Genomic DNA, 22,134 nt, shown 5'->3' on the forward strand with positions numbered 1-22,134 from the left:
GGAGAAGCTCTTGGCCGACGCGACTTGCCGCCACTGGTGTCGTGCGCTCTCGACTTCGTCGAAAAAGCCCGGAAAACTGCCTGTTTCAGCTCATCCGTACTCCAACGATCCTCTCTATAAGCCTCTGTTCATACATAGAAATCCGCGATTTATGCCTTCGTCCGGCGACGTTGACAGATCACGCCACTGTATGCGTATTCGTGGCCATGGGTTACGCCAAAGCGATGCTGTTCGAACGGGGCGGGGTTTCTTGAACGACGGCATTGGCGGGGGCGCCGGACGAGCGGGCATTGCAGCCTGAGGCAGTGCGCCGCTCGCTCCTGGCGTTCGATTGCTCGCTCGAAGGCAGCCCACCAGCCTTCATTGCGGTTTCCGCCGGCGGCCACAGAACCTGGCAAGCCGCGCCATAAACGATCCTTTAGAACCAAAAGAGAGTGCTCGCTGTTGCGTGGCTGGCCACGCGCGCGGCCATCGATGAGCATTGACGAACAGCAAAAGGCCCTTGAAGGGGGAAATCCTTCAAGGGCCTTTTCAATGTTATCAGTACGGGTTCTTACACCGAATAGTACATGTCGTATTCCACCGGATGCGGGGTCATTTCAAAGCGCATCACCTCGGCCATCTTCAGTTCGATGTAGCTGTCGATCTGGTCGTCGTCGAAGACGCCGCCGGCCTTCAGGAAGCCGCGATCCTTATCGAGGCTCTGGAGAGCTTCACGCAGCGAGCCGCAGACGGTCGGGATCTTCTTCAACTCCTTCGGCGGCAGGTCGTAGAGATCCTTGTCCATCGGCTGGCCGGGGTGGATCTTGTTCTTGATGCCGTCGAGGCCGGCCATCAGCATGGCTGCGAAGGCGAGGTACGGGTTCGCGCCCGGATCGGGGAAGCGGACCTCGACGCGCTTGGCCTTCGGCGACGAGCCGAACGGGATGCGGCAGGAGGCCGAACGGTTGCGCGCGGAATAGGCGAGCAGCACCGGCGCTTCATAGCCGGGCACCAGGCGCTTGTAGGAGTTCGTCAGCGGGTTGGTGAACGCGTTGATCGCCTTGGCGTGCTTGATGATGCCGCCGATGTAGAACAGGCAGCTTTCCGACAGGCCGGCATATTCATTGCCGGCGAAGGTCGGCTTGCCGCCCTTCCAGATCGACTGGTGGACGTGCATGCCCGAGCCATTGTCGCCGAAGATGGGCTTCGGCATGAAGGTGGCCGTCTTGCCATAGGCGTTGGCGACCTGGTGCACGACATACTTGTAGATCAGCATCTTGTCGGCGTTGCGGACCAGCGTGTCGAACTTGATGCCGAGTTCGTGCTGCGCGGCGGCGACTTCGTGGTGATGCTTTTCGACGCGCACGCCCATTTCCGCGAGCACGGTCAGCATCTCGGAGCGCATGTCCTGCGCGCTGTCGATCGGCGGCACCGGGAAATAGCCGCCCTTGATGCGCGGGCGATGGCCGAGATTGCCGGTCTCGTAGTCGGTGTCGTCGTTTGACGGCAGTTCGGTGGAGTCGAGCTTGAAGCCGGTGTTGTACGGGTCGGCCTTGTACTTGACGTCATCGAAGACGAAGAATTCGGCTTCCGGGCCGACGAAGATCTGGTCGCCGATGCCTTCCGACTTCATGTAGGCTTCGGCCTTCTTGGCCGTGCCGCGCGGGTCGCGGTTGTAGGATTCGCCCGAGACCGGATCGAGGATGTCGCACAGGATGACCATGGTCGACTGCGCGAAGAACGGATCCATGTGGACCGTGTCCGGATCGGGCATGAGCACCATGTCGGACTCGTTGATGGCCTTCCAGCCGGCAATCGAGGAGCCGTCGAACATGACACCATCGGCGAACATGTCTTCCTCGACCTCGACGACATCCATCGTTACGTGCTGCAGCTTGCCCTTCGGGTCGGTGAAGCGCAGGTCGACGAATTTCACGTCGTTGTCCTTGATCTGCTTCATGATGTCTTTGGCTGTCGTCATGTCATGTATCCCTGTTTGATGACGTTTTTTGATGGATGACGTTTTTTGGAGGATGGTCGCGTCAGACCGCGTCCATTCCGGTCTCACCGGTGCGGATGCGCACGACTTCCTCGATATTGGAGACGAAGATCTTGCCGTCGCCGATACGCCCGGTCTGGGCCGCTTTGCGGATGGCCTCGATGGCACCTTCGACCGCATCGTCGCCGAGCACGACCTCGATCTTTACCTTGGGCAGGAAATCGACGACATATTCGGCGCCGCGATAAAGCTCGGTATGGCCTTTCTGGCGTCCGAAGCCCTTGGCCTCGGTCACGGTGATGCCTTGCAGTCCGGCCTCCTGAAGCGCTTCCTTCACTTCGTCCAGCTTGAATGGCTTGATGATCGCTTCGATCTTTTTCATGTAAAAAGTGGCCTCCACTGCCAAAAAAACGGGTTGTGAGCCCCCGCTTGCGCCTCCATCAAGCACGAACTGTGCCAGATAGCTGGATTCGAAGCGGTTTCATACGATTTCCAAGTCACGTCGCGCCGAGGTGCAAATTCGCGTCATTCGATGCATCGGATGCGGCATGGGTTGCAAAAGCCTACACAGTGCCAGCCCTTGCGTCCGCATAAGAATTAGGCAGATCGCCCAGTGAATGGGCATCTTCGCGCCTTGATACCCCTCCTGGCGACATGGCCGCAGCTGATGATGAACTCCTCCCGTTTGCTTCGGCTCGAAAACTGGACAATGCTTGATCGAATGCGGATCGGCAATCCATGAGCGATGAACTTCTTACTTCCGCCGAAATGGGCGAGGCGGATCGGCTGACGATTGCGGCTGGCCCGCTCGATGGCTATGGCCTGATGCAGCGTGCGGGCGAGGCGGTCGCCGCCGTGGTCCTGGCGCGTTATCCCGCCGCGAGCCGCGTGCATGTGCTGTGCGGCCCCGGCAACAATGGCGGCGACGGCTATGTCGTCGCCCGCATCCTGGCTGGCAGCGGCGTTGCCACGACGATCTGGGCGTCCGGTGCGCCGAGGCCGCAAAGCGACGCAGCACTTGCCGCGGCACAGTGCCCGATCGCGTCCCGGCCACTGTCGGGCTTCGAAGCCGAGTCCGGCTCGATCGTAGTCGATGCGCTTTACGGGGCAGGACTGTCCAAGCCGCTGTCCGGTGATGCCGCCAGGGCGGTAGGCGTGGCCACCGATCGGCGTTTGCCAGTTGTCGCGGTCGATCTGCCCTCGGGCGTTTCCGGCGACAGCGGCAGAGTTTTGGGCGTGGCATTTACCGCCGCCGTCACCGTGACCTTCGCGCGCAAGAAGCCAGGCCATCTGCTCCTGCCGGGCCTTGAGCGATGCGGCGAGATCTTGCTCGCCGATATCGGCATCGGCGACGACATCATCGCACGGCTCCAGCCCCGGACGTTCGAGAACAGGCCGGCGCATTGGCTGCGTGATTTCCCGGTGCCGGCCGTCGACGCACACAAGTACAAACGCGGCCATGTCGGCGTCTTTTCCGGCGGGCCGAGCGCCACCGGGGCGGCGCGGCTGACGGCGCTTGCCGCAGCTCGAAGCGGGGCAGGGGCGGTGACCGTGCTGTCGCCGGGCAACGCCATGCAGGTCAATGCGGCCCATCTGACCTCGATCATGCTGCGCAAGACCGATGATGTCGCGGACATCAGGGAATTTGTCGGCGAACGCCGGCCTTCGGCCTTCGTTCTTGGCCCTGGCTTCGGCGTTGGTGACAAAACGCGGAGCTTTGGCCTAGCGCTCCTCGCCTCTGGACCAGCTCAGGATGCTGCCACACAGGTCGATGGCCTTGTGTTCGACGCCGACGCGATCACCGCGTTTCGCGATGAGCAAGGCGTTTTGTTCGAAGCAGCGCGCGGGCCGCATGCGCCGGCCCTGGTGATGACCCCGCACGAAGGGGAGTTTGCCAGGCTGTTTCCTGATATCGCCGATGACAATGCCTCGTCCAAGCTCGACAGGGCGCGTGCGGCGGCCGCACGTGCCAATGCCGTTATCGTCTACAAGGGTGCCGACACGGTGATCGCCGCGCCCGACGGCCGGGCGGCGATCAATTCCAATGGCGCGGCGTGGCTTGCCACTGCCGGGTCTGGCGACGTGCTGTCCGGCATATCAGCCGGTCTGCTGGCGCAAGCCATGCCGGCGTTCGAAGCGGCCTGCGCGGCGGTGTGGATCCATGCCGAGGCCGGCAGCCGGTTTGGTGCGGGGCTGATTGCCGAGGATCTGCCTCTGGCACTGGTACCCGTGTTGCGCGAACTGGTCGAAGCACGTCGCAAGGTGCCCGTCGAATGAAGCGTTTCGCGCTCGCCGTTGCGGCCGTCATCGCGCTGTTCGCATCGCATGGCGTGCGCGCCGAGCAGCCGGTGACCGTCGTCGATGATCCAGCGGTTCTCGCCACCCTCGATGCCAAGGGTTTTGGCTTTGCCGGCATTTTCGGCGCCGATGGCGCGGACGATCTGAAGACGCTCTATGCCAAGGCGCCGGCCTATCATGCGATCGTCGACACGGTGGCATCAGACATTGCCACGCTGCGCGCCGAGATGAAGGCCGGCGGGCGCACGCTCTACGAGGTGACCGACGGCAATGTCGGTCGCATCATGGATATGCGCTGGCTGAAGACGGAGGCGGCGCGCTTCCGGCTGGTCGGCGTCGTCAACCGGCTCGACCGGCGTGATTTCGCTGCCTTGGAGGGTGACAAGAGCTGCGGCGAGGTGCGCTTCATCTATCGCCTGGCGTACAGTTTCACGAAGGACGGCAAGGTCCTGGCCTCGCGGCTGCCATTCAACTTCAATGCCGTCTACAGCGCGGCACCCGATGCCGATGGCGGCTGTGTCGGCGTTTCCGGACGCTGGACACCGCAGTTGGATGAGGGCGTCGATGCCGGCTGGCTGACTGGCGGGCCGCTGGAGCGGGCCGGGCTGACCTTCAAGCAGCTTGAACTCAATGCGCAAGTCGTGCGCTTTCCCTCCGGCCAGGAGACCGAATTCGGCGGGCAGGCCGCTTATCTCATGCGGATATTCGGCATCGATGGCGCCGCCGTCGGCGAGAAGCCGCTGGAAAATACGCCGGACACCGCACGGCTCTCGCAAGACGCGGCGCTCAGGAAAAGCCTCGCCGATTATGTCAGCGCCAATGTCGCCTCCGTCGATGTCGGCGTCTACGAACTCCCCAACGAATTTCTGGCGAAGAAGGTCATCTCGTGGTCAACCTTCGGCAGCGCAAGACAGGCCAACCATCCGTTCTCGCAAATATTCCAACCCAACGAATTCGTATCGCTCGATTATTCCTCGCTGAAGCTGGTGCGCACGCCCGAGGGGCTGGTCGAGCGGCTGGACAATGGTTCCTGCCAGGGCTGTCACCAGGCGGGTTCCACGGCCGGCTTCCACTTCATCGGCCTCGACGACAGGACGACATCGCCGCTCAACCGCATCGAGGTCGGCATCTCGCCGCATCTCCATGCCGAGATTCCCCGGCGCCAGGCCTGGCTGCGTGCAACGCAGGAAGGCAAGGAGCCGAACCGCTATCGGCCGCTGTCCTTCGCGCCGCCCGCCACCTGGACCGAGACCGGCGACATCGACTATGCGCCGGCGAAAATGGCGATGCCGTGCCTGATGCCGGAGGATGCCAAGCGTTTCGGCGCGACCTGGCAATGCGGTGGCGGCACGGTCTGCACGCCGCTGGCGACAGCATCTGATGTGCGTATCACTCTGGCGCAATGTCTGCTGCCGAAGGACAGTGAAAAGATGTTCTCCGGCCATCCCTGTCTGACGGGTTCGATCGCCAGCAACCCGTCGCAGCCTTTCAACGATCGCTACAAGATCACCGGCCAGTTCGCCGCCTTCGCGCCGGGGATTTCGCGGACCGCCTATACCTGCCGGCCGCCCAAGATCGGCGTGCCGGCGGGCATTGCCTACCGTGCCTGCGACGATAAGGATCGCAACTTCGCCGCCTTCAAGAAGGGCAAGCCGATGCCGAACGAAATCTGCGGGCTGGTCGGCGGCAAGAAATTCGACACTTGCGTGGCGACCAACAATTTCGACCAGTGCCTCGGCGGTGCGGTCAATCGCGGCAACCGACCGGCCTGCTCGGCCGATCATTTCTGCCGCGAGGATTACATGTGCCAGTCGCTGCCGCCGGACACGCCGGGCGACGCTAAAGTGAAAGGCATCGGCTTCTGCTCGCCGACCTATTTCATCTTCCAGATGCGTATCGACAACCACGCGACACCCTGGGCGAGCGCTACCAGCGCGCCCAGGGACGCGGGGTTCGGCGCGGCCGGGGAGGAATGAGTGTTCGGCGGCTACCTCAGGCAGAGACCTATCGGTCGCCTCACAGCGGGATGTTGTCGTGCTTCTTCCAGGGGTTCTGCATGTCCTTGTTGCGCAGCATCCGCAGCGCCCGGGCGATACGGCGGCGGGTCGAGTGCGGCATGATCACTTCGTCGACATAGCCGCGCTCGGCAGCGACGAAGGGCGACAGGAAGCGATCCTCGTAAGTCTTTGTATGGGATGCGATCTTTTCCGCGTCGCCAATGTCCTTGCGGTAGATGATCTCGACCGCGCCTCTCGCTCCCATCACCGCGATCTGCGCCGTCGGCCAGGCATAGTTCATGTCGCCGCGCAGATGTTTTGAGGCCATGACGTCATAAGCGCCGCCATAGGCCTTTCTGGTGATGACGGTGATCTTCGGCACGGTCGCTTCGGCATAGGCGAACAACAGCTTGGCGCCGTGCTTGATCAGCCCACCATATTCCTGGGCGGTACCGGGCAGGAAGCCCGGCACATCGACGAAAGTGACGATCGGGATCGAAAAACAATCGCAGAAGCGCACGAAGCGCGCCGCCTTGCGGCTGGCGTCGGAATCGAGCACGCCGGCCAGCACCATCGGCTGGTTGGCGACGAAGCCAACGGTGCGGCCCTCGACGCGCCCGAAACCAGTGACGATATTCTTGGCGAAACTCTGCTGGATCTCAAAGAAGTCGCCCTCGTCGGCGACCTTCAGGATCAGTTCCTTGACGTCGTAGGGCTTGTTGGCATTGTCGGGAATCAGCCGGTCGAGCGACAAATCGTGGTCGGTGACCGACTGGTAGCATTCGATCTCGGGAATGTCCGATGTGTTCGAAGCCGGCAGGAGGTCGACCAGCCGGCGCATCTGCAAAAGCGCCTCGACGTCATTGTCGTAGGCGCCGTCGGCGATGGAGGATTTCGTCGTGTGCACCGAAGCGCCGCCGAGGCTTTCGGCGGTCACCGTCTCGTTGGTCACGGTCTTCACCACATCCGGGCCGGTGACGAACATGTAGGAGGTGTCGCGCACCATGAAGATGAAGTCGGTCATCGCGGGCGAATAGACGTCGCCGCCGGCGCACGGACCCATGATCACGGAAATCTGAGGAATGACGCCGGAGGCGAGAACATTGCGCTGAAAAATCTCGGCATAACCGCCGAGCGCTGCGACGCCCTCCTGGATGCGCGCGCCGCCGGCATCGTAGAGCCCGATGATCGGCGCGCGGTTGCGCAGCGCCATCTCCTGCACCTTGATGACCTTTTCGGCATGGGCTTCTGAAAGAGAGCCGCCGAACACGGTGAAATCCTTGGCGAAAAGATACACTGGACGGCCATTGACCGTGCCCCAGCCGGTGACGACGCCATCGCCGGCGATCTTGGTCTTCTCCATGCCGAAATCGGTCGAGCGGTGCTCGACATACATGTCGAACTCCTCGAACGAACCTTCGTCGAGAAAGACCTCGATGCGTTCGCGGGCGGTGAGCTTGCCCTTCTTGTGCTGGGCGTCGATGCGGGCCTGGCCGCCACCCATGCGGGCGATTTCGCGCCGGCGCTCGAGTTCCTTCAGCACGTCCTTCATCGCTCGGTCCCCAAAATAGAAGCTGCTTTTGTGGTAATGATGCCCGTCGGGGAGCGCAAGCGTCGGCTTTCGGGTCGGTTTTTGCTGCACTGCAACATGACGCCCCTTGCATTCCGGGGCGAACTCAGCCATATGCAGCCCATAGGCGCTTGGGCCGGGAGATTCCGGCCTTCTCGACAAATGAGACTGGTTGCGTCTGTTTTCCCTCTTTCCGGCAAATCGGCAAGGCGGCGAAAAAGCCCCGTGGCATGATGGCTGCGGGCACGACAGCGCAGCCGAGTGGACGCACACGTCCGCCCGCCTTGTCGTTTCATATCAAATTTTTCGACGGCAGGTTGCGCCCCGCCGCCATTGATGTTTGCGGCCAAGAAGCCGCGTGAAAGAAGATTATTTTGACCAACGAAAACACATTGCCCAGCAACGTCACCGCGGAACTCTCCGGTTTCGCAGCGCTGGGAATCACGGGTGCGCTGCTCAAGGCCACCCACAATGCCGGATTCACCGAACCGAAGCCGATCCAGATGCAGGCAATCCCGCCGCAGCTGGAAGGCCGTGACATTTTCGGCATCGCGCAGACCGGCTCCGGCAAGACCGCGGCCTTTGCGCTGCCCATCCTGTCGAAGATCATCGCGCTCGGCACCAAGCGGCGCGCCAAGACGACCCGCGCGCTGATCCTGGCGCCGACCCGCGAACTCGCCGTGCAGATCGAGGATACCATCAAGATCCTCGCCAAGGGCGCCCATGTCTCGACGGCACTCGTGCTGGGAGGCGTCTCGCGCTTCAGCCAGGTGAAGAAGGTTGCTCCCGGCGTCGATATCCTGATTGCCACGCCCGGCCGGTTGACCGACCTGGTGCGCGAGGGCGACCTCATCCTCTCCGATACCAAATGGCTGGTGCTGGACGAGGGCGACCGCATGCTCGACATGGGCTTCATCAACGACGTCAAGCGCATCGCCAAGGCGACCGCGCCTGACCGCCAGACGGCGCTGTTCTCGGCCACCATGCCGGACGAGATCGCCGAACTGGCAAAGGGCCTGTTGAAGAACCCCGTCCGCATCGAAGTCTCGCCGCAAAGCACCGCGGCGGCTGAGATCGTCCAGGGCGTCGTCTTCGCCCGCACCAAGCAGAAGCGCCAGGTGCTGTCGACGATGCTCGCAGACGAGGCGATGAAGTCCGTCATCATTTTTTCCCGTACCAAGCATGGCGCCGACAGGGTGACCAAGGACCTCGAGCGCGATGGCTTCAAGGCCGCCGTCATCCATGGCAACAAGTCGCAGAATGCCCGTCAGAAGGCGCTGAACGATTTCCGTGAGGGATCGGTCCGCATTCTGGTCGCGACGGACATCGCGGCGCGCGGCATCGACGTACCCGGCATCAGCCATGTCGTGAATTTCGACCTGCCGGACGAGGCTGAAAGCTACGTCCACCGCATCGGCCGCACCGGCCGCAACGGCATGGACGGCATCGCGATCACGCTTTGCGATCCTTCGGAGAACAGCAAGCTGCGCCAGGTCGAGCGCATCATCCGCACCAAGCTGCCGATCGTTGCCGACCATCTCGGCAGCCCCGATCCGCAGCGCAATCCGGCTGAAAAGAACGAGCGCTTCGAGCCCGCCAATGATCGCAACGACCGCAATGGCCGTCGCGACGGCAGGCGGCCGGGCGGCGAGAACAAGGGCAACGGCTTTGGCAAGAAGCGCTTCGGCGACAAGCCGGCCTTTGCCGGTGAGCGCAAGCCGGAAGGCGCCAAGCCCTTCAAGGGCAACAACAAGCGCCGTTTCGGCGGCAAGCGTCCGGCAGCGCGGGCTGCTTAACCAAGCCTCGTCGCGGTCGGCCAAGTCTTGGCGCTTGGCTGGTTGCCTAACTGATAGAGAAAGGGCGGCTGAAGCGATGCTTCAGCCGCCCTTTTCGTCTCTGCACTCTACTTCGCCACCGCCTCGACCCAGACGGCAATCCGTTGCGCGAGAAATGCCGTGGTCGATGGCGACAGCACATCGCCGGCAATGACATGGTTGTCCGGATCGCCGGTGTCGTCGACCGGCACCAGTTCGTGCGGTGCCCCCCAACGCCCTGCGATCTCGCGAGTGCGGTCTGGCCGCACCACCCTGTCCGAATCCGAGAAGATGAACAGGGCAGGGATATCAGCCTTCTCCACCGGCGCCCTATAGGCGAGTTCCGTCAATGCCTGCATCGGCAGCGTCGCGGCAACCGGATATCTGGTGGTCCAGAATTTCTGGTGCAGCGCGTTGCGCGCCACGAAACTGCGCTCCTTGCCGATCACGAGTTCGGCGATCTGTTTGCCCCAGGGCATGGTCAGGATCTCGGCGCCGGATGCCTTTACGCCGAAATTGGGCGAGATGAACGCAATGGCAGCCACCCCATTCGATGCGCCGGGCTGCGTTGCTGCCCATGCCGCCAGCGAGCCGCCGGTCGAGGTCGAGATGACGATCACCTTGTCGCCGATCGCCCGGCCGATGGCGAGCGCTTCCTCATAGTCGTTGATCCAGCCATTGACGCTGCCCTGCGTCATCGCCGCGCCGTCCTGCCCGTGACCGGTCAGGCGGGTGTAGAAGAGATTGGCTTCGAGCAGGTCGGCCACGTCGTCGGGCAGCGGGCGGACCTCGCCCTTTGAGGCCGAGAAACCGTGGATGTAGACGATCGACAGCGGCGTCTTGGCATGCACCATAGGATTGGCCCAGACGATCTCCTTCTCCAGCCCGTCGCGGATACCGGGCACGGCGGCCTCCTCCTTGGCCACATAGGCCTGCGGATCGTCACCGATGACAGAGGGGTCAAAGCGGATCGTGGTGTTGACGGGAACGCGTGGACCGTAGACGAAGGCCAATGCAAGGACGGCGACCAGGGCCAGCACAGCAAGCACGATCCGTCGCCCCATCGCAGACTCCACGCAACAACAACAAGCCTATGGCGGTGGCCATGAACAGGCAACGGCCGTTCAGGCAGTCACACCACCAAATCCTGTGGGCATCCTATTCGTTGGGTGGCTTGCGCTCGTAATGCAGCGGCCGTGCCTTCCAGCTGGTCATCAAGCTGATCACCCATCGGCTTATCGGCCTGGGCAACAAAGCGAGAAATTTCAGCGGCCAGCTCGTTCGGTAAGGAAAGGTGACTTCGAAGCCGCCAGATTTGATTGCCTTGATCATGCGGCGCGTCGCGCGGGTGACGGGCATCAGGCCCGGCATCGGCAGCATGTTCTTTTCGGTCAGCGGCGTGTCGACAAAGCCGGGGTTTATCACCTGGACGCGGATGTTCATCTTGTCGAAATCATACTTCAGCGACTCGGCCAGGATGTTGATCGCCGCCTTGGTGCCGCCATAGGCGGCAGTGGTTGGCCAGCCGAAATAGGCGGTAACCGATCCGACCAGCACGACATGGCCGCGCGATCGCACGCGCATATACTCAACGACCGGCACCAAGCCGTTGATGATGCCGAAATAATTAACTTCGAAAGTGCGGCGAAAGTCCTTGACGACGAGGGCTTCTCCAGGCGTCGAAATGTAGTTTCCGGCATTGAAGACGGCGAGCACGATAGGGCCGAGCTCCTTCTCGATCGCGGCCACCGTTCTTGCCATGCGCGGCTCGTCCGTGACGTCGCAGGGAAAGGCCGTGACGCTGCCCGGCATCTGCGCGGTCTCGACGATGAGCGTGTCGATCGGATCATCGTCCAGTGCCGTTACCGCCACCGCATAGCCCTGGGACGCCAGATCCCTGGCCAGCGAGCGGCCAATGCCGCTGCTGCCGCCCGTGACCCAGGCGACGCCGTGTTTCGGATCGGCCCGATAGAGTGTCATGTTGCGCCCTGCCGAGTTGTTGGTGCCTTGCTCTAGCGGTGAAGAAATCGAATGAAAAGAGTGCTTTTCGACCACAGATGAAAATGAACCGTGCGATATCGAGCCAGCTCTGGAGGGCGTGGATGTACAGCAGTACCCGAAATGCGACTGGACCAGGCAAATTCTTGCCTTGAAACCAAAGCTTCGGGTTTCTAGGGTTTCGGCGCACGCACACAAGGAATCCTGAATGCCCCGTTCTGTGATCGACGCGATCGGCAACACGCCTCTGATCCGCCTTAACAAAGCGTCCGAAGAAACCGGCTGCGAGATCCTGGGCAAGGCCGAATTCATGAATCCGGGGCAATCAGTCAAGGATCGCGCCGGGCTTTTCATCATCCGCGACGCCGAACGGCGCGGCCTATTGAAGCCGGGCGGCGTCATCGTCGAGGGAACGGCAGGCAATACGGGCATCGGGCTGACGCTGGTCGCCAAGGCGCTGGGTTATCGCACGGTCATCGTCATTCCCGATACGCAGAGCCAGGAAAAGAAGGACACGATCCGGCTACTCGGCGCCGAGCTGATCGAGGTGCCGGCCGTGCCCTACAAGAACCCCAACAATTACGTGAAACTGTCGGGACGGCTGGCCGAGCAGATGGCGAGGACCGAGTCCAACGGCGCCATCTGGGCCAATCAGTTCGACAATGTCGCCAACCGCGATGGGCATATCCGCACCACGGCGGAGGAAATCTGGGCACAGACCGGCGGCAAGGTTGACGGTTTCGTCTCGGCGGTGGGTTCAGGCGGCACGCTGGCCGGCGTCGCTTTCGGGCTGAAGGCCAAGAGCAAGGATGTGAAAATCGCGCTCGCCGACCCGCTTGGTGCCGCCCTCTACAGCTTTTACACCAGCGGCGAGTTGAAGTCCGAAGGCAGCTCGATCACCGAAGGCATCGGGCAGGGGCGCATCACCGCCAATCTAGAAGGGTTCACGCCGGATTTCTCGTTCCAGATCAAGGACGAGGACGCGCTTCCGATCGTCTTCGACCTGATCCAGGAAGAGGGCCTGTGCGTCGGCGGCTCGACCGGCATCAACATTGCCGGCGCCATCCGGCTCGCCAGGGAATTAGGCCCCGGCCACACCATCGTGACCATTCTTTGCGACTACGGCACGCGCTACCAGTCGAAGCTGTTCAATCCGGAATTCCTGCGCGAGAAGAATCTCCCGGTGCCGGGGTGGATGGAACTGCAGAGCAAGATTTCGGTGCCTTTCGAAAAGGTCGAATGATGGCGCACAAGACGGAAGCGTTGTTTCGCGACGATGCCTATCTCGCCACGGCGGATGCGGCGGTTGCTGCCGTCAATGATCGTGGCGGCATCATTTTCGATCGGACGATCTTCTACGCCACCTCGGGTGGCCAGCCGGGCGATACCGGCCATCTCGAACGTGCCGACGGCAGCCGCATCGCCATTGCCGCCACCATCACAGGTGAGACCAAGGACGAGATCATCCACGTACCGGCGCCGCAGCAGGCGGCCCTGGCGGTTGGCGAGAAGGTCAAACTCGCCATCGACTGGGAACGTCGGCACCTGTTGATGCGCATGCACGCGGCTTGCCATCTGCTTACCGTCGTTTGTCCGTTTCCAATCACCGGTGCGGCGGTTTCCGAGGACGATAGCCGTGTAGATTTCGACATTCCGGACGCCAGCTTCTCGAAAGAAGAGGTGACCGCGAGCCTGATGGATCTGGTGCGCGCCAATCATCCGATTTTCACCAGGCTGATCAGCGATGAGGAACTCGCCGCTAACCCCGGCCTGGTGAAGTCAAAAAATGTCCGGCCGCCGGTCGGCACCGGCAAGATACGCCTGGTTTGCATTGGTGAGAATGGCGCGGTCGATAGCCAGCCCTGTGGTGGCACACATGTGAAAAGCACCGGCGAGATCGGCGAAATCCACATCGGCAAGATCGAGAAGAAGGGCCGCGAGAACAGGCGCTTCCGCATCCGCTTCGGCCCGATGCCGGCAGCCTGAACACGCAACACTTGCTTACCCGGGATAGAGAGAACCAGAATGGCCCAGGACAGTCCTTTCACCGTCGATGCGGACTGGCTGCAGGCGCGCCTGGGCGAGCCCGGCCTGACCATCGTGGACGCATCCTGGTACCTGCCGGCGCAAAAGCGCGACGCGCGCGCCGAATATAATGCAGCGCACATCCCGGGCGCCCGTTTCCTGGATCAGGACGCGGTGTCGGATCCCGACGCTGCTTTGCCGCACACGCTGCCTTCGCCTCAGCATTTCGCGCAATATGTTGGTTCGATGGGCGTGTCCGCCGATGACACCATTGTCGTCTATGATGGTCCCGGCTTTTTCTCGGCACCCCGGGCATGGTGGATGTTCCGCATTATGGGTGTTTTCCAGACCTATATCCTGGATGGCGGATTCGACGCCTGGAAAACGGCCGGCCGGCCGGTAACGGCCGAGCCGACGAAGATCGCGCCAAGCGTGTTCCATGCCGATTTCGACGCCGGCCGCGTCGCCAGCCTCGCCGACATGCGCCGGATCGTCGAGACCAGCGCCAGCCAGATTGCCGACGCCCGTGGACCCGGCCGCTTCACCGGCGCCGAGCCCGAGCCCCGCGCGGGTATCCGCTCCGGCCATATGCCGGGAGCGCGCAACGTACCGTACTCCGCCCTGTCGGAAAACGGCATGCTGTTGTCGAAGGACCGTTTGCGCAAGGTGATCGAGGAGGCCGGCATTGACCTGTCGAAGCCCGTCGTCACATCTTGCGGCTCCGGTGTCACCGCCGCGGTGGTTACGCTGGCGCTGGAGACGCTTGGCCACACCGACAACAGGCTCTATGACGGCTCATGGACGGAATGGGGCGGGCTCTCCGACACGCCTGTCGTGACCGGCCCCGCGACGCCCGGTCCCGCTAAGACCGGCAAGGAATGAACGCGATGGAAAACGGTGTGCTGCAGGACATTGAAGTCACGGTGACTTTTCTCGAAATGGATGCCCCTCCCGCCGTCTCCCCGCCAGTGCCCTACAACCGCCAGGTTGCGTTGCTGAAGACCAAGGACATCCCCTTGCATTTCTATCGCTATTTGATGGACCGGGTCGGGCGCAAATGGCATTGGGTGAATGTTCTCAGGCTGGACGATGAGGAGCTTTCGGCCGGCATCCACCGTGAGGACCGCGACATCAGGGTGCTCTACCTCGACGGTGCGCCAGCCGGCTTCTTTGACCTCAAGCCGCATCTGCCTGATGAAGTCGAACTCGCCTATTTCGGCATGATGGAACATGCTACCGGGCAAGGTATTGGCCGATGGTTCCTGGGCTCGGCGATTTCAGCCGCCTGGTCGCATGGGCCGAAACGGGTGACGGTGCAGACCTGCACGCTGGACCATCCGGCGGCTCTGCCGCTCTACCAGAAGCTCGGCTTCAAGCCGGTCGCGCAGAAGAAAGAGGTCGTGCATCCGCTGCCTTTCGCCGAGCGCTCGGCCAGCGTCATGCGCCCGTGACATCGGCCGGAACCTGAACCGGCCGTTCATCGGCGCTTCAGCCTGCCTTTGGCATCTTGCCCGCATCGTCAATGCGGCCGAGGCCGAAGGAGAACACGCCGTACACTGGCCGCCGCTCTGATCGCCGCGATTGCCATGCCGAGCCTTGCCGCCGCCTAGGCGACGACCCCCTCGACCGCGACGATCGAGCGCAAGCTCGAGGCGGCGCCGCGAGTGAAGCTGCGGCCGAACGAGCGCGTCACCATCCGCGAATTCAAGCGCCGGCCGGATTTGCGCCGTATGGCGCGCTCGATCGACATCCAGTCGATCAATTTCGGCTTCGGCTTGGCAGCTATTTCCAGTTCGCAATACGACAAGATCGAGAATATCGCCGATGCACTGCAACGCATCCTGCGCCGCGATCCCGGCGCGCGTGCTGATCGAAGGACACACCGACGCAGTCGGCTCCTTCCAGTCGAACCAGGTCCTGTCCGAACAACAGGCCCTTCGTTGAAAGGCACGCTGGTGCGCGAATTCGGTGTACCCGGCTATGCCCTGGAGACCGTTGGCTGCGGCGAGGAGTTCCTGCTCATGCCGACGCAGAACGAAAACTGGCAGAATCGCAGGGTGACATTGCGACGCTTCGACTATTTCATTCGGTGATCTCCAATCTGGTTAGCCGGCTTATTTAGACGATTTGGCGTTATCGCTGGTGCCTTGGTCCGGGGGACTGATCGCCAACATCGCATCGGACCTCGATCCCTTGGCAAGAATCGGGTGGGAAGCATGGACCCGAGCGCATAATTTCCGGTCAACAAACCGGAGGTTTTCACCATGGCCATTCAGTTCAAAGCGCTACCCACCGAACATGTCAGGGCGCTGCAGCGCGGCGGTCCCGATGCTTACAGCCAGACGCCAGAGCGGCGGATTTCCGATGGCGACGGCATGCCTTGCCGGCATTGCCTGAAGAACATCGCCGCCGGCGATGCCTATCTCATTCTTGCCTACCGCCCCTTTCCGGAGCTTCAGCCCTATGCCGAAACCGGGCCGATCTTTCTGCATGCGGAAGAGTGCGAGCGTGCTGCCGAGACCGAAGCGCTTCCCGAGGTCCTCGAAAGCCCCGACTATATCGTGCGCGGCTATGGCAGGGATGACCGCATCGTCTACGGCAGCGGTGGAGTCATTCCAACCGGAGCAATCGCTGCGCGGGCCGAGACTTTGTTCGAACGCCACGACATTGCCTATGTGCATGTCCGCTCGGCGCGCAACAACTGCTATCAGTGCCGGATTGAACGGGCCTGACTCGCAGGGGATTGCGGTCAAGAAGCCTGTCGTACTCCCGTCGCATAGATGCGGTAGAAAGCGAGTGTCGATCGATTGGCCGACCGCGGATGAACCGGCGGCAATCTCGATATCGAGGAAGCGGGGCTTTGGCTCCGCTTTTTTGTTTGCCTGCATGCGCAAAAAGAGTGTTCCGGGCAAAGAAAAAGCCCGCCGGCCAGGCCGACGGGCCGCAACTTTTGTCTGGAGGGCTTCTTAGTTGAACTTGTACTTCGCGCCGATGCGCACGGTCTGGAACGAAGCTTTGTCGGTCAGCGTACCATCCGGAGCACCGAATTCGGACGAGAAGTCCTTCTTGCCGAACTGCGAATAGCGATATTCAAGACCCACGGTCATGTTGCTGGATACCGCCGTTTCGAGGCCGCCACCCACCGTGAAGCCACTCTTGTTCCAATCGATGATATCGCCGACCGGATCCGAAGCGTGCAGGTCGAAATGCTGGTAGCTGTAGCCGCCGATGACATAGGCCAGGGTCGATTCGTTGACCTTGGCGCCAACGCGGGCCAAAGCATCGAAGCCATAATCGTTGTCGAGTTTGATCGAGCCGCCAGGGATGTCGAGTTTGGAGCGAATTCCAGAATAGCTGGCATCGAGCTGTACACCGGCAACCCAGCTGCCGAAATCGTAGTCATAACCAATGCTGGCTTCGCCGAGCACGCCTTCGCTGCCAATGCCGTTGAGATCGAGAGCGCCGCCACCAAGGTCGACGCCAAGGTCGTGAACCGCCGTGCCGGCGCCAAGCGCGCCACCAACGTAGAAGCCGGTCCAGTTGTAGGTCGGGGCCGCAAATGAAGCGCCGCCACCGTTCTGAGCGCCGAAGCGATAGTTGGCGGCGATATGGAAGGTATGGGTGGACGGTTCCACGTTCAGAGAACCGCCCCCAAAATCAATAACCGACTTGTCACCATAGGCCGCGTAACGGTACTCGGTCTTCAACGTCCAGTTGCCACGCAGTACGGTTTCCATGCCGACGCCGAGCACATAGCCGCTGCGATTCTGGGTGAAATTCAAGCCCTCGGCAAAGCCCGATCCATCGAGCTTGAAATGCTGCCAGCTGTAACCGCCGAGCACATAGCCGAGCGTATCGGGGTTAAGGAGATAGCCAGCGCGCAGGCCGACGTCGAAACCGTAAGAATTGGTCAGGTCGATATCGGCACCTGGAATGCTGATCGACGGGCCGATGTTTCCGCCGTTGGCGTCAATGAACCCGCCCAGGAGGAAACGATCGGAGACCATATAGTCGTAGCCGGCGGTCAGTTCGCCGAATACGCCGTTGCCGCCGATGCCATTGAAGTCGATAATCGGCGCAACGCTGAACTTGTGCACACTGGCGCCAAATCCACCACCGATGCCGATATAAGCACCGCTCCAGTTGAAACCGGATGCTTCGACAGGCTGCACAACGTCAGCCGCTTGGGCTGCAGACATTAAAGCCACAGCAGAAACGGCGCCCAACAGAAAAGATTTCGCAGAAACGCGAAGAAACATAGCCCAAACCCCCAATCAATAAACCCACGATGTCTCTAGCAGGGAGTCGGCCAGACTAGGAATGACAAATATGCAACAGTCTTGGGCAACCTACCTCTGCAGCTGATACCGATCTGCCGAGTAACCAGGCTTGTCGCCTAGAAAGGCCAATAAAAAGCCCGCCGGAGTGGACCGGCGGGCAACAACAGCAAATTGACTTTTTCTGGGTGTATCAGGCCGCGAGAACTGCTTTCGGCTCGACCAGCTCGTAGCCGAGCGCTTCGGCGACCGCGCGGTTGGTGATCTTGCCCTTGTGGACATTGAGGCCGTTGCGCAAATGATGGTCGTCGACCAGCGCCTTGAGGCCCTTGTCGGCGAGCTGCAGGCCGTAGTGCAGCGTGGCGTTGTTAAGGGCGTGGGCCGAGGTGACCGGCACGGCACCTGGCATGTTAGCGACGCAATAGTGGATGACGCCATCGACTTCGTAGGTCGGCTCGGCGTGAGTCGTCGCATGCGAGGTCTCGAAGCAGCCGCCCTGGTCGATGGCGACGTCGACCAGCACCGAGCCCTTCTTCATGCCCGACAGCATTTCGCGGGTGACGAGCTTGGGCGCTGCAGCGCCAGGGATCAGCACAGCGCCGACGACGATGTCGGCCGAGAAGCATTCTTCCTCGAGCGCTTCGACGGTGGAGTAGCGGGTGTGCACACGGCCGGCAAAGAGGTCGTCGAGTTGGCGCAGTCGCGGGATCGAGCGGTCGATGATGGTGACGTCGGCGCCAAGGCCGGCGGCCATGCGGGCCGCGTGCAGGCCGACGACGCCGCCGCCGAGCACGGTGACCTTGCCGGGCAGCACGCCGGGCACGCCGCCGAGCAGCACGCCGCGGCCGCCATTGGCCTTCTGCAGCGCCGTGGCGCCGGCCTGGATCGACAGCCGGCCGGCGACTTCCGACATCGGTGCGAGCAGCGGCAGGCCGCCGCGATCGTCGGTGACGGTTTCGTAGGCGATCGCCGTGACGCCCGAAGCGAGTAGGCCCTTGGTCTGTTCCGGATCCGGAGCCAGATGAAGGTAGGTGTACAGGATCTGGCCGTCGCGCAGTTGAACCCACTCATTGGGCTGCGGCTCCTTGACCTTGACGATCATGTCCGACTTGGCGAACACGTCGGCGGCGGTCTTGGCGATGGTGGCGCCGGCGGCGCGATAGGCGTTGTCATCGGCGCCGATGCCGGCGCCTGCGCCGGCCTCGACCAGCACTTCGTGGCCGTGCGCCACATATTCGCGGACCGAGCCTGGCGTGAGGCCGACGCGATATTCGTGGTTCTTGATTTCCTTGGGGCAGCCGACGCGCATTTTCTTCTCCTGATCCGGGCCCTTTTGGGCTCACTCCCTGTATTGTCGGAGTGAACCATGAATCGGCTCGCAAGTGTTTGCGAATGCGCTTGCGTGTGCAGGCCGGTTTCGATAATCCTTGCGTAAAATAGCAGGATATTCGCAGGATTCACGAAAAATGCCGCTCGACAGGATCGATATCGCCATTCTCGAGACTTTGCAGAAGGATGGCAGGATACCCAATGCCGCGCTCGCCGAGAAGGTTGGCCTGTCGCAGTCGGCCTGTTCGCGCCGGCTCGATAATTTGGAAAAATCCGGCACTATCCGCGGCTACCATGCCCGGCTGTCCAATGCCGCACTCGGTCATCAGATGACGGCGATCGTGCATATATCGCTGTCGGGCCAATTCGAGAAGACGCTGTCGGATTTCGAAGCAGCGATCAAGCGTTGCCCCAATGTCTTGTCCTGCCACCTGATGTCGGGCGAATACGACTACATCCTGCGCATCGCGGCGAAAGACCTGGTCGACTATGAGCGCATCCACAAGGAATGGCTGTCGGCCATGCCGCATGTGACCAAGATCAACTCGTCCTTCGCCTTGCGCGAAATCGTCGACCGCACCGCCATGGGGATGAAGCCGGAGATGGCTTGAGTTTGCCGGCCTGACCTTGCTCTCGACAGGCTTCAGGCTTCAGTGACAATTCGATCCATCGGAATGTCGTGCGGCTGCGGACAGATGGTGGCGATGCGCTGCAGTTCGTAGCCGACGCCGATGACCAGTGGCTTGAACGGCATGGCGGCCAGCGTGCGGTCGAAGAAGCCGCCGCCATAGCCCAGGCGATAATTTGCCGGATCAATGCCGACGATCGGCGCGATCACGATGTCCGGCAGCACCGGATCGCCCTCGGCCGGAATCGGTATGTTCCAGACGCCCTTTTCCAATCGGTCGCCCGGTTTGTAGGCACGGAAGATCAGGGGGTGCCCTTTCTCGACGACGATGGGCAACGCCGTGCGGCCGCCGTGCTCGTTGATGGACGCCATCCATGGTCGCAAATCCGGTTCGCCGCGAAACGGCCAGTAAAGGCTGACCATGCGGCCGCGGATTTCACCGATGATCGTGTCGAGCCCTTCGGCGATGCGCTGCGACATGGCTGCTCGCGCGTCGGCCGAAACAGCAAGGCGGGCTCCGATCAACCGCTCGCGCTCGGCCTTGCGCCAGCGCCGCACATCGGTCCAGTCGGATAGCGGCGCCCGGAATTCCGGATCGAGCTCGTGCATGAAGCAGGGAGGCGAGGCATACTGTGCCGGACCCTGGTCGTCATGATCGTTGGCCATGTGCCACCTCTTAGCGTGTCCGATGACGCTATACCTCGCTACACGATACAACTTGTGCAGTCACGACATGGGACGGCGAGTCCCGGGTACTTCCTTCTGTTGTTGCATTGCACAAAAATACCTACATCCGGGACAGGCATCTTGCCATCAGGGTGAATGAGATGAACCAGGCCAGCCATCATGTTGTTGTCGTCGGCGCGGGGTTCGGCGGCCTCGAACTCACCCACGCGCTGGCTGGACAGCCGGTGCGCATCACCATGATCGACAAGCGCAACCACCACCTTTTCCAGCCGCTGCTCTACCAGGTGGCGACGACCGCGCTGGCGACCTCCGAGGTTGCCTGGCCGATCCGCCATCTCTTGCGCAAGCGCAAGGACGTGACGACGCTGCTGGCCAATGTCACCGGCGTCGACCGTGCCGGCAAACGCGTGCTGCTCGATGACGGCAGCGCCGTCGCCTATGACACGCTGGTGCTCGCCACTGGCGCCCGCCATGCCTATTTCGGCCATGACGAATGGGAGCCTTTCGCGCCCGGCCTGAAGACGCTGGAGGACGCCACCACCATTCGGCGGCGCATTCTCCTGGCCTTCGAGCAGGCCGAGCGGGAAACCGATCCCGCCAAACGCGAGGCGCTGCTGACTATTGCAATCGTCGGCGGTGGGCCGACCGGCGTGGAACTGGCCGGCACTATCGTCGAGCTGGCGCACGACACGCTGCGCGGCGAGTTCCGCAACATCGACACGCGGCAAACACGCGTGGTGCTGATCGAGGCCGGTGATCGCATCCTGGCCAATTTCGCGCCAAAACTCTCCGACTACGCCAGCAAGGCGCTCGAGCGGCTCGGCGTGACGGTCGAACTCGGCCGGGCCGTCACGCGCTGCGACGCCGAAGGTGTCGTGTTTGGCGACAAGCAGTTGGCAGCCCGAACGATCCTGTGGGCAGCCGGCGTTGCGGCTTCGCCCGCAGCCGAATGGCTGGGCGCGAAGGCGGACCGTGCGGGCAGGGTGCTCGTCGAGCCTGACCTCGGCGTGCCCGGCAGCCCGGAGATTTTTGTCATCGGCGACGCAGCCCTTGTGCTGCGGCCCGATGGACGGCCGGTGCCCGGCGTGGCGCCTTCCGCCAAGCAGGAGGGCCGCCACGTCGCCGCGACCATCAAGGCCAGGCTCGGCGGTGACAACACCGCGCGGCCATTTCACTACAAACATGCCGGCGATCTGGCGACGATCGGCAAACGCGCCGCCGCGATCGATTTCGGCTGGATCAAGCTCACGGGCTGGCTCGCCTGGTGGCTGTGGGGCATCGCGCACATCTATTTCCTGATCGGTTTCCGCAACCGGCTTGCGGTTTCCCTGAGCTGGCTGTGGATCTACGTCACCGGCCAGCGCAGCGCCCGGCTGATCACCCAGGGCGACGACGACAAGACCTGACTTTTCTTCACTGTCCCATTCATCCGCCCGTCATCTCTAGCTGATGGATTGATGTGCGGATGCGCGCGACTTCTTGAGTGGACTTGAGCTGATTTCGGCGCGAAGTTCGCCTCGGGGCAGGGCG

General features: G+C 62.2%; 18 protein-coding genes and 1 pseudogene. 11 read left to right on the forward strand and 8 right to left on the reverse strand.

Annotation, left to right across the window (positions count from 1 at the left end; all coding sequences use genetic code 11):
• Positions 1 to 553 precede the first annotated feature (553 nt).
• Positions 554 to 1,963, reverse strand: a complete 1,410-nt coding sequence (glnA, locus tag MAFF_RS02400) for a type I glutamate--ammonia ligase (RefSeq protein WP_010909302.1) — start codon at positions 1,961 to 1,963, stop codon at positions 554 to 556.
• Between the two features lie 61 nt (positions 1,964 to 2,024).
• The gene (locus MAFF_RS02405; RefSeq protein ID WP_006205430.1) at positions 2,025 to 2,363 is read right to left on the reverse strand and encodes a P-II family nitrogen regulator; all 339 of its coding nucleotides are present in this window, start codon (positions 2,361 to 2,363) and stop codon (positions 2,025 to 2,027) included.
• Between the two features lie 356 nt (positions 2,364 to 2,719).
• Between MAFF_RS02405 and MAFF_RS02410 the strand changes: the two genes are divergently transcribed.
• On the forward strand, positions 2,720 to 4,258 hold the full coding sequence (locus MAFF_RS02410; RefSeq protein WP_010909303.1) for a bifunctional ADP-dependent NAD(P)H-hydrate dehydratase/NAD(P)H-hydrate epimerase: 1,539 nt from the start codon (positions 2,720 to 2,722) through the stop codon (positions 4,256 to 4,258).
• Positions 4,255 to 6,255 (forward strand): hypothetical protein, encoded by a 2,001-nt coding sequence (locus MAFF_RS02415; RefSeq protein ID WP_044547545.1) that lies wholly within the window; start codon positions 4,255 to 4,257, stop codon positions 6,253 to 6,255. Before MAFF_RS02410 ends, MAFF_RS02415 begins: the two co-directional genes overlap by 4 nt.
• A 40-nt stretch (positions 6,256 to 6,295) precedes the next feature.
• Here MAFF_RS02415 and MAFF_RS02420 read toward each other — a convergent pair whose 3' ends face one another.
• Entirely contained in the window at positions 6,296 to 7,828 is a 1,533-nt protein-coding gene (locus tag MAFF_RS02420) for an acyl-CoA carboxylase subunit beta (RefSeq protein WP_044550377.1), read from the reverse strand.
• A 392-nt stretch (positions 7,829 to 8,220) separates the two neighbouring features.
• Between MAFF_RS02420 and MAFF_RS02425 the strand changes: the two genes are divergently transcribed.
• Positions 8,221 to 9,642, forward strand: a complete 1,422-nt coding sequence (locus tag MAFF_RS02425; RefSeq protein ID WP_044547546.1) for a DEAD/DEAH box helicase — start codon at positions 8,221 to 8,223, stop codon at positions 9,640 to 9,642.
• Positions 9,643 to 9,749: 107 nt separating this feature from the next.
• Here the strand turns inward: MAFF_RS02425 and MAFF_RS02430 are convergent, their stop codons facing one another.
• Together MAFF_RS02430 and MAFF_RS02435 are read right to left on the reverse strand one after the other, a co-directional pair.
• Positions 9,750 to 10,724, reverse strand: a complete 975-nt coding sequence (locus MAFF_RS02430; protein WP_010909307.1) for an alpha/beta hydrolase — start codon at positions 10,722 to 10,724, stop codon at positions 9,750 to 9,752.
• A 94-nt stretch (positions 10,725 to 10,818) separates the two neighbouring features.
• On the reverse strand, positions 10,819 to 11,640 hold the full coding sequence (locus MAFF_RS02435; protein WP_010909308.1) for an SDR family oxidoreductase: 822 nt from the start codon (positions 11,638 to 11,640) through the stop codon (positions 10,819 to 10,821).
• A gap of 226 nt (positions 11,641 to 11,866) precedes the next feature.
• Here MAFF_RS02435 and MAFF_RS02440 point away from each other — a divergent pair, with 226 nt between their 5' ends.
• The 6 genes and pseudogenes from MAFF_RS02440 (at position 11,867) to MAFF_RS02465 (ending at position 16,415) form a co-directional block, all read left to right on the forward strand.
• Positions 11,867 to 12,901, forward strand: a complete 1,035-nt coding sequence (locus tag MAFF_RS02440; protein ID WP_010909309.1) for a cysteine synthase A — start codon at positions 11,867 to 11,869, stop codon at positions 12,899 to 12,901.
• Complete coding sequence (locus MAFF_RS02445; RefSeq protein WP_044550380.1) at positions 12,901 to 13,644, forward strand: alanyl-tRNA editing protein; 744 nt, start codon at positions 12,901 to 12,903, stop codon at positions 13,642 to 13,644. Before MAFF_RS02440 ends, MAFF_RS02445 begins: the two co-directional genes overlap by 1 nt.
• A gap of 39 nt (positions 13,645 to 13,683) precedes the next feature.
• Positions 13,684 to 14,565 (forward strand): 3-mercaptopyruvate sulfurtransferase, encoded by an 882-nt coding sequence (gene sseA / locus MAFF_RS02450; protein ID WP_010909311.1) that lies wholly within the window; start codon positions 13,684 to 13,686, stop codon positions 14,563 to 14,565.
• 5 nt (positions 14,566 to 14,570) lie between these two features.
• A complete protein-coding gene (locus tag MAFF_RS02455; RefSeq protein ID WP_032933407.1) occupies positions 14,571 to 15,134 on the forward strand; it encodes a GNAT family N-acetyltransferase in 564 nt (187 codons plus the stop codon).
• A 135-nt stretch (positions 15,135 to 15,269) separates the two neighbouring features.
• Positions 15,270 to 15,776: pseudogene (locus tag MAFF_RS02460) on the forward strand (OmpA family protein).
• Between the two features lie 171 nt (positions 15,777 to 15,947).
• Complete coding sequence (locus MAFF_RS02465; RefSeq protein WP_010909314.1) at positions 15,948 to 16,415, forward strand: DUF1203 domain-containing protein; 468 nt, start codon at positions 15,948 to 15,950, stop codon at positions 16,413 to 16,415.
• 234 nt (positions 16,416 to 16,649) lie between these two features.
• On the opposite strand, the gene MAFF_RS02470 is transcribed toward MAFF_RS02465, so the two are convergent.
• Entirely contained in the window at positions 16,650 to 17,942 is a 1,293-nt protein-coding gene (locus tag MAFF_RS02470; protein ID WP_010909315.1) for an outer membrane protein, read from the reverse strand.
• A gap of 211 nt (positions 17,943 to 18,153) precedes the next feature.
• On the reverse strand, positions 18,154 to 19,269 hold the full coding sequence (ald, locus tag MAFF_RS02475) for an alanine dehydrogenase (RefSeq protein ID WP_010909316.1): 1,116 nt from the start codon (positions 19,267 to 19,269) through the stop codon (positions 18,154 to 18,156).
• 157 nt (positions 19,270 to 19,426) lie between these two features.
• Between ald and MAFF_RS02480 the strand changes: the two genes are divergently transcribed.
• Entirely contained in the window at positions 19,427 to 19,900 is a 474-nt protein-coding gene (locus tag MAFF_RS02480) for an Lrp/AsnC family transcriptional regulator (RefSeq protein ID WP_010909317.1), read from the forward strand.
• A gap of 32 nt (positions 19,901 to 19,932) precedes the next feature.
• On the opposite strand, the gene MAFF_RS02485 is transcribed toward MAFF_RS02480, so the two are convergent.
• On the reverse strand, positions 19,933 to 20,583 hold the full coding sequence (locus MAFF_RS02485) for a 5-formyltetrahydrofolate cyclo-ligase (RefSeq protein ID WP_080511773.1): 651 nt from the start codon (positions 20,581 to 20,583) through the stop codon (positions 19,933 to 19,935).
• 161 nt (positions 20,584 to 20,744) lie between these two features.
• Here MAFF_RS02485 and MAFF_RS02490 point away from each other — a divergent pair, with 161 nt between their 5' ends.
• Positions 20,745 to 22,010 (forward strand): NAD(P)/FAD-dependent oxidoreductase, encoded by a 1,266-nt coding sequence (locus MAFF_RS02490; RefSeq protein ID WP_044550385.1) that lies wholly within the window; start codon positions 20,745 to 20,747, stop codon positions 22,008 to 22,010.
• The last annotated feature ends 124 nt before the right edge of the window (positions 22,011 to 22,134 follow it).

It is taken from the genome of Mesorhizobium japonicum MAFF 303099 (assembly GCF_000009625.1).
GTDB classification, from domain to species: Bacteria; Pseudomonadota; Alphaproteobacteria; order Rhizobiales; family Rhizobiaceae; genus Mesorhizobium; species Mesorhizobium japonicum.

What these genes read in the sequence shown, in the direction of transcription:
- MAFF_RS02480 (WP_010909317.1), top strand. Translation starts at nt 19,427, where the DNA reads ATGCCGCTCGACAGGATCGATATCGCCATTCTCGAGACTTTGCAGAAG.
- MAFF_RS02415 (WP_044547545.1), top strand. Translation starts at nt 4,255, where the DNA reads ATGAAGCGTTTCGCGCTCGCCGTTGCGGCCGTCATCGCGCTGTTCGCA.
- sseA (WP_010909311.1), top strand. Translation starts at nt 13,684, where the DNA reads ATGGCCCAGGACAGTCCTTTCACCGTCGATGCGGACTGGCTGCAGGCG.
- MAFF_RS02445 (WP_044550380.1), top strand. Translation starts at nt 12,901, where the DNA reads ATGGCGCACAAGACGGAAGCGTTGTTTCGCGACGATGCCTATCTCGCC.
- MAFF_RS02465 (WP_010909314.1), top strand. Translation starts at nt 15,948, where the DNA reads ATGGCCATTCAGTTCAAAGCGCTACCCACCGAACATGTCAGGGCGCTG.
- MAFF_RS02435 (WP_010909308.1), bottom strand. Translation starts at nt 11,640, where the DNA reads ATGACACTCTATCGGGCCGATCCGAAACACGGCGTCGCCTGGGTCACG.
- MAFF_RS02410 (WP_010909303.1), top strand. Translation starts at nt 2,720, where the DNA reads ATGAGCGATGAACTTCTTACTTCCGCCGAAATGGGCGAGGCGGATCGG.
- MAFF_RS02485 (WP_080511773.1), bottom strand. Translation starts at nt 20,583, where the DNA reads ATGGCCAACGATCATGACGACCAGGGTCCGGCACAGTATGCCTCGCCT.
- MAFF_RS02430 (WP_010909307.1), bottom strand. Translation starts at nt 10,724, where the DNA reads ATGGGGCGACGGATCGTGCTTGCTGTGCTGGCCCTGGTCGCCGTCCTT.
- MAFF_RS02405 (WP_006205430.1), bottom strand. Translation starts at nt 2,363, where the DNA reads ATGAAAAAGATCGAAGCGATCATCAAGCCATTCAAGCTGGACGAAGTG.
- glnA (WP_010909302.1), bottom strand. Translation starts at nt 1,963, where the DNA reads ATGACGACAGCCAAAGACATCATGAAGCAGATCAAGGACAACGACGTG.
- MAFF_RS02420 (WP_044550377.1), bottom strand. Translation starts at nt 7,828, where the DNA reads ATGAAGGACGTGCTGAAGGAACTCGAGCGCCGGCGCGAAATCGCCCGC.
- MAFF_RS02455 (WP_032933407.1), top strand. Translation starts at nt 14,571, where the DNA reads ATGGAAAACGGTGTGCTGCAGGACATTGAAGTCACGGTGACTTTTCTC.
- MAFF_RS02490 (WP_044550385.1), top strand. Translation starts at nt 20,745, where the DNA reads ATGAACCAGGCCAGCCATCATGTTGTTGTCGTCGGCGCGGGGTTCGGC.
- MAFF_RS02440 (WP_010909309.1), top strand. Translation starts at nt 11,867, where the DNA reads ATGCCCCGTTCTGTGATCGACGCGATCGGCAACACGCCTCTGATCCGC.
- ald (WP_010909316.1), bottom strand. Translation starts at nt 19,269, where the DNA reads ATGCGCGTCGGCTGCCCCAAGGAAATCAAGAACCACGAATATCGCGTC.
- MAFF_RS02470 (WP_010909315.1), bottom strand. Translation starts at nt 17,942, where the DNA reads ATGTTTCTTCGCGTTTCTGCGAAATCTTTTCTGTTGGGCGCCGTTTCT.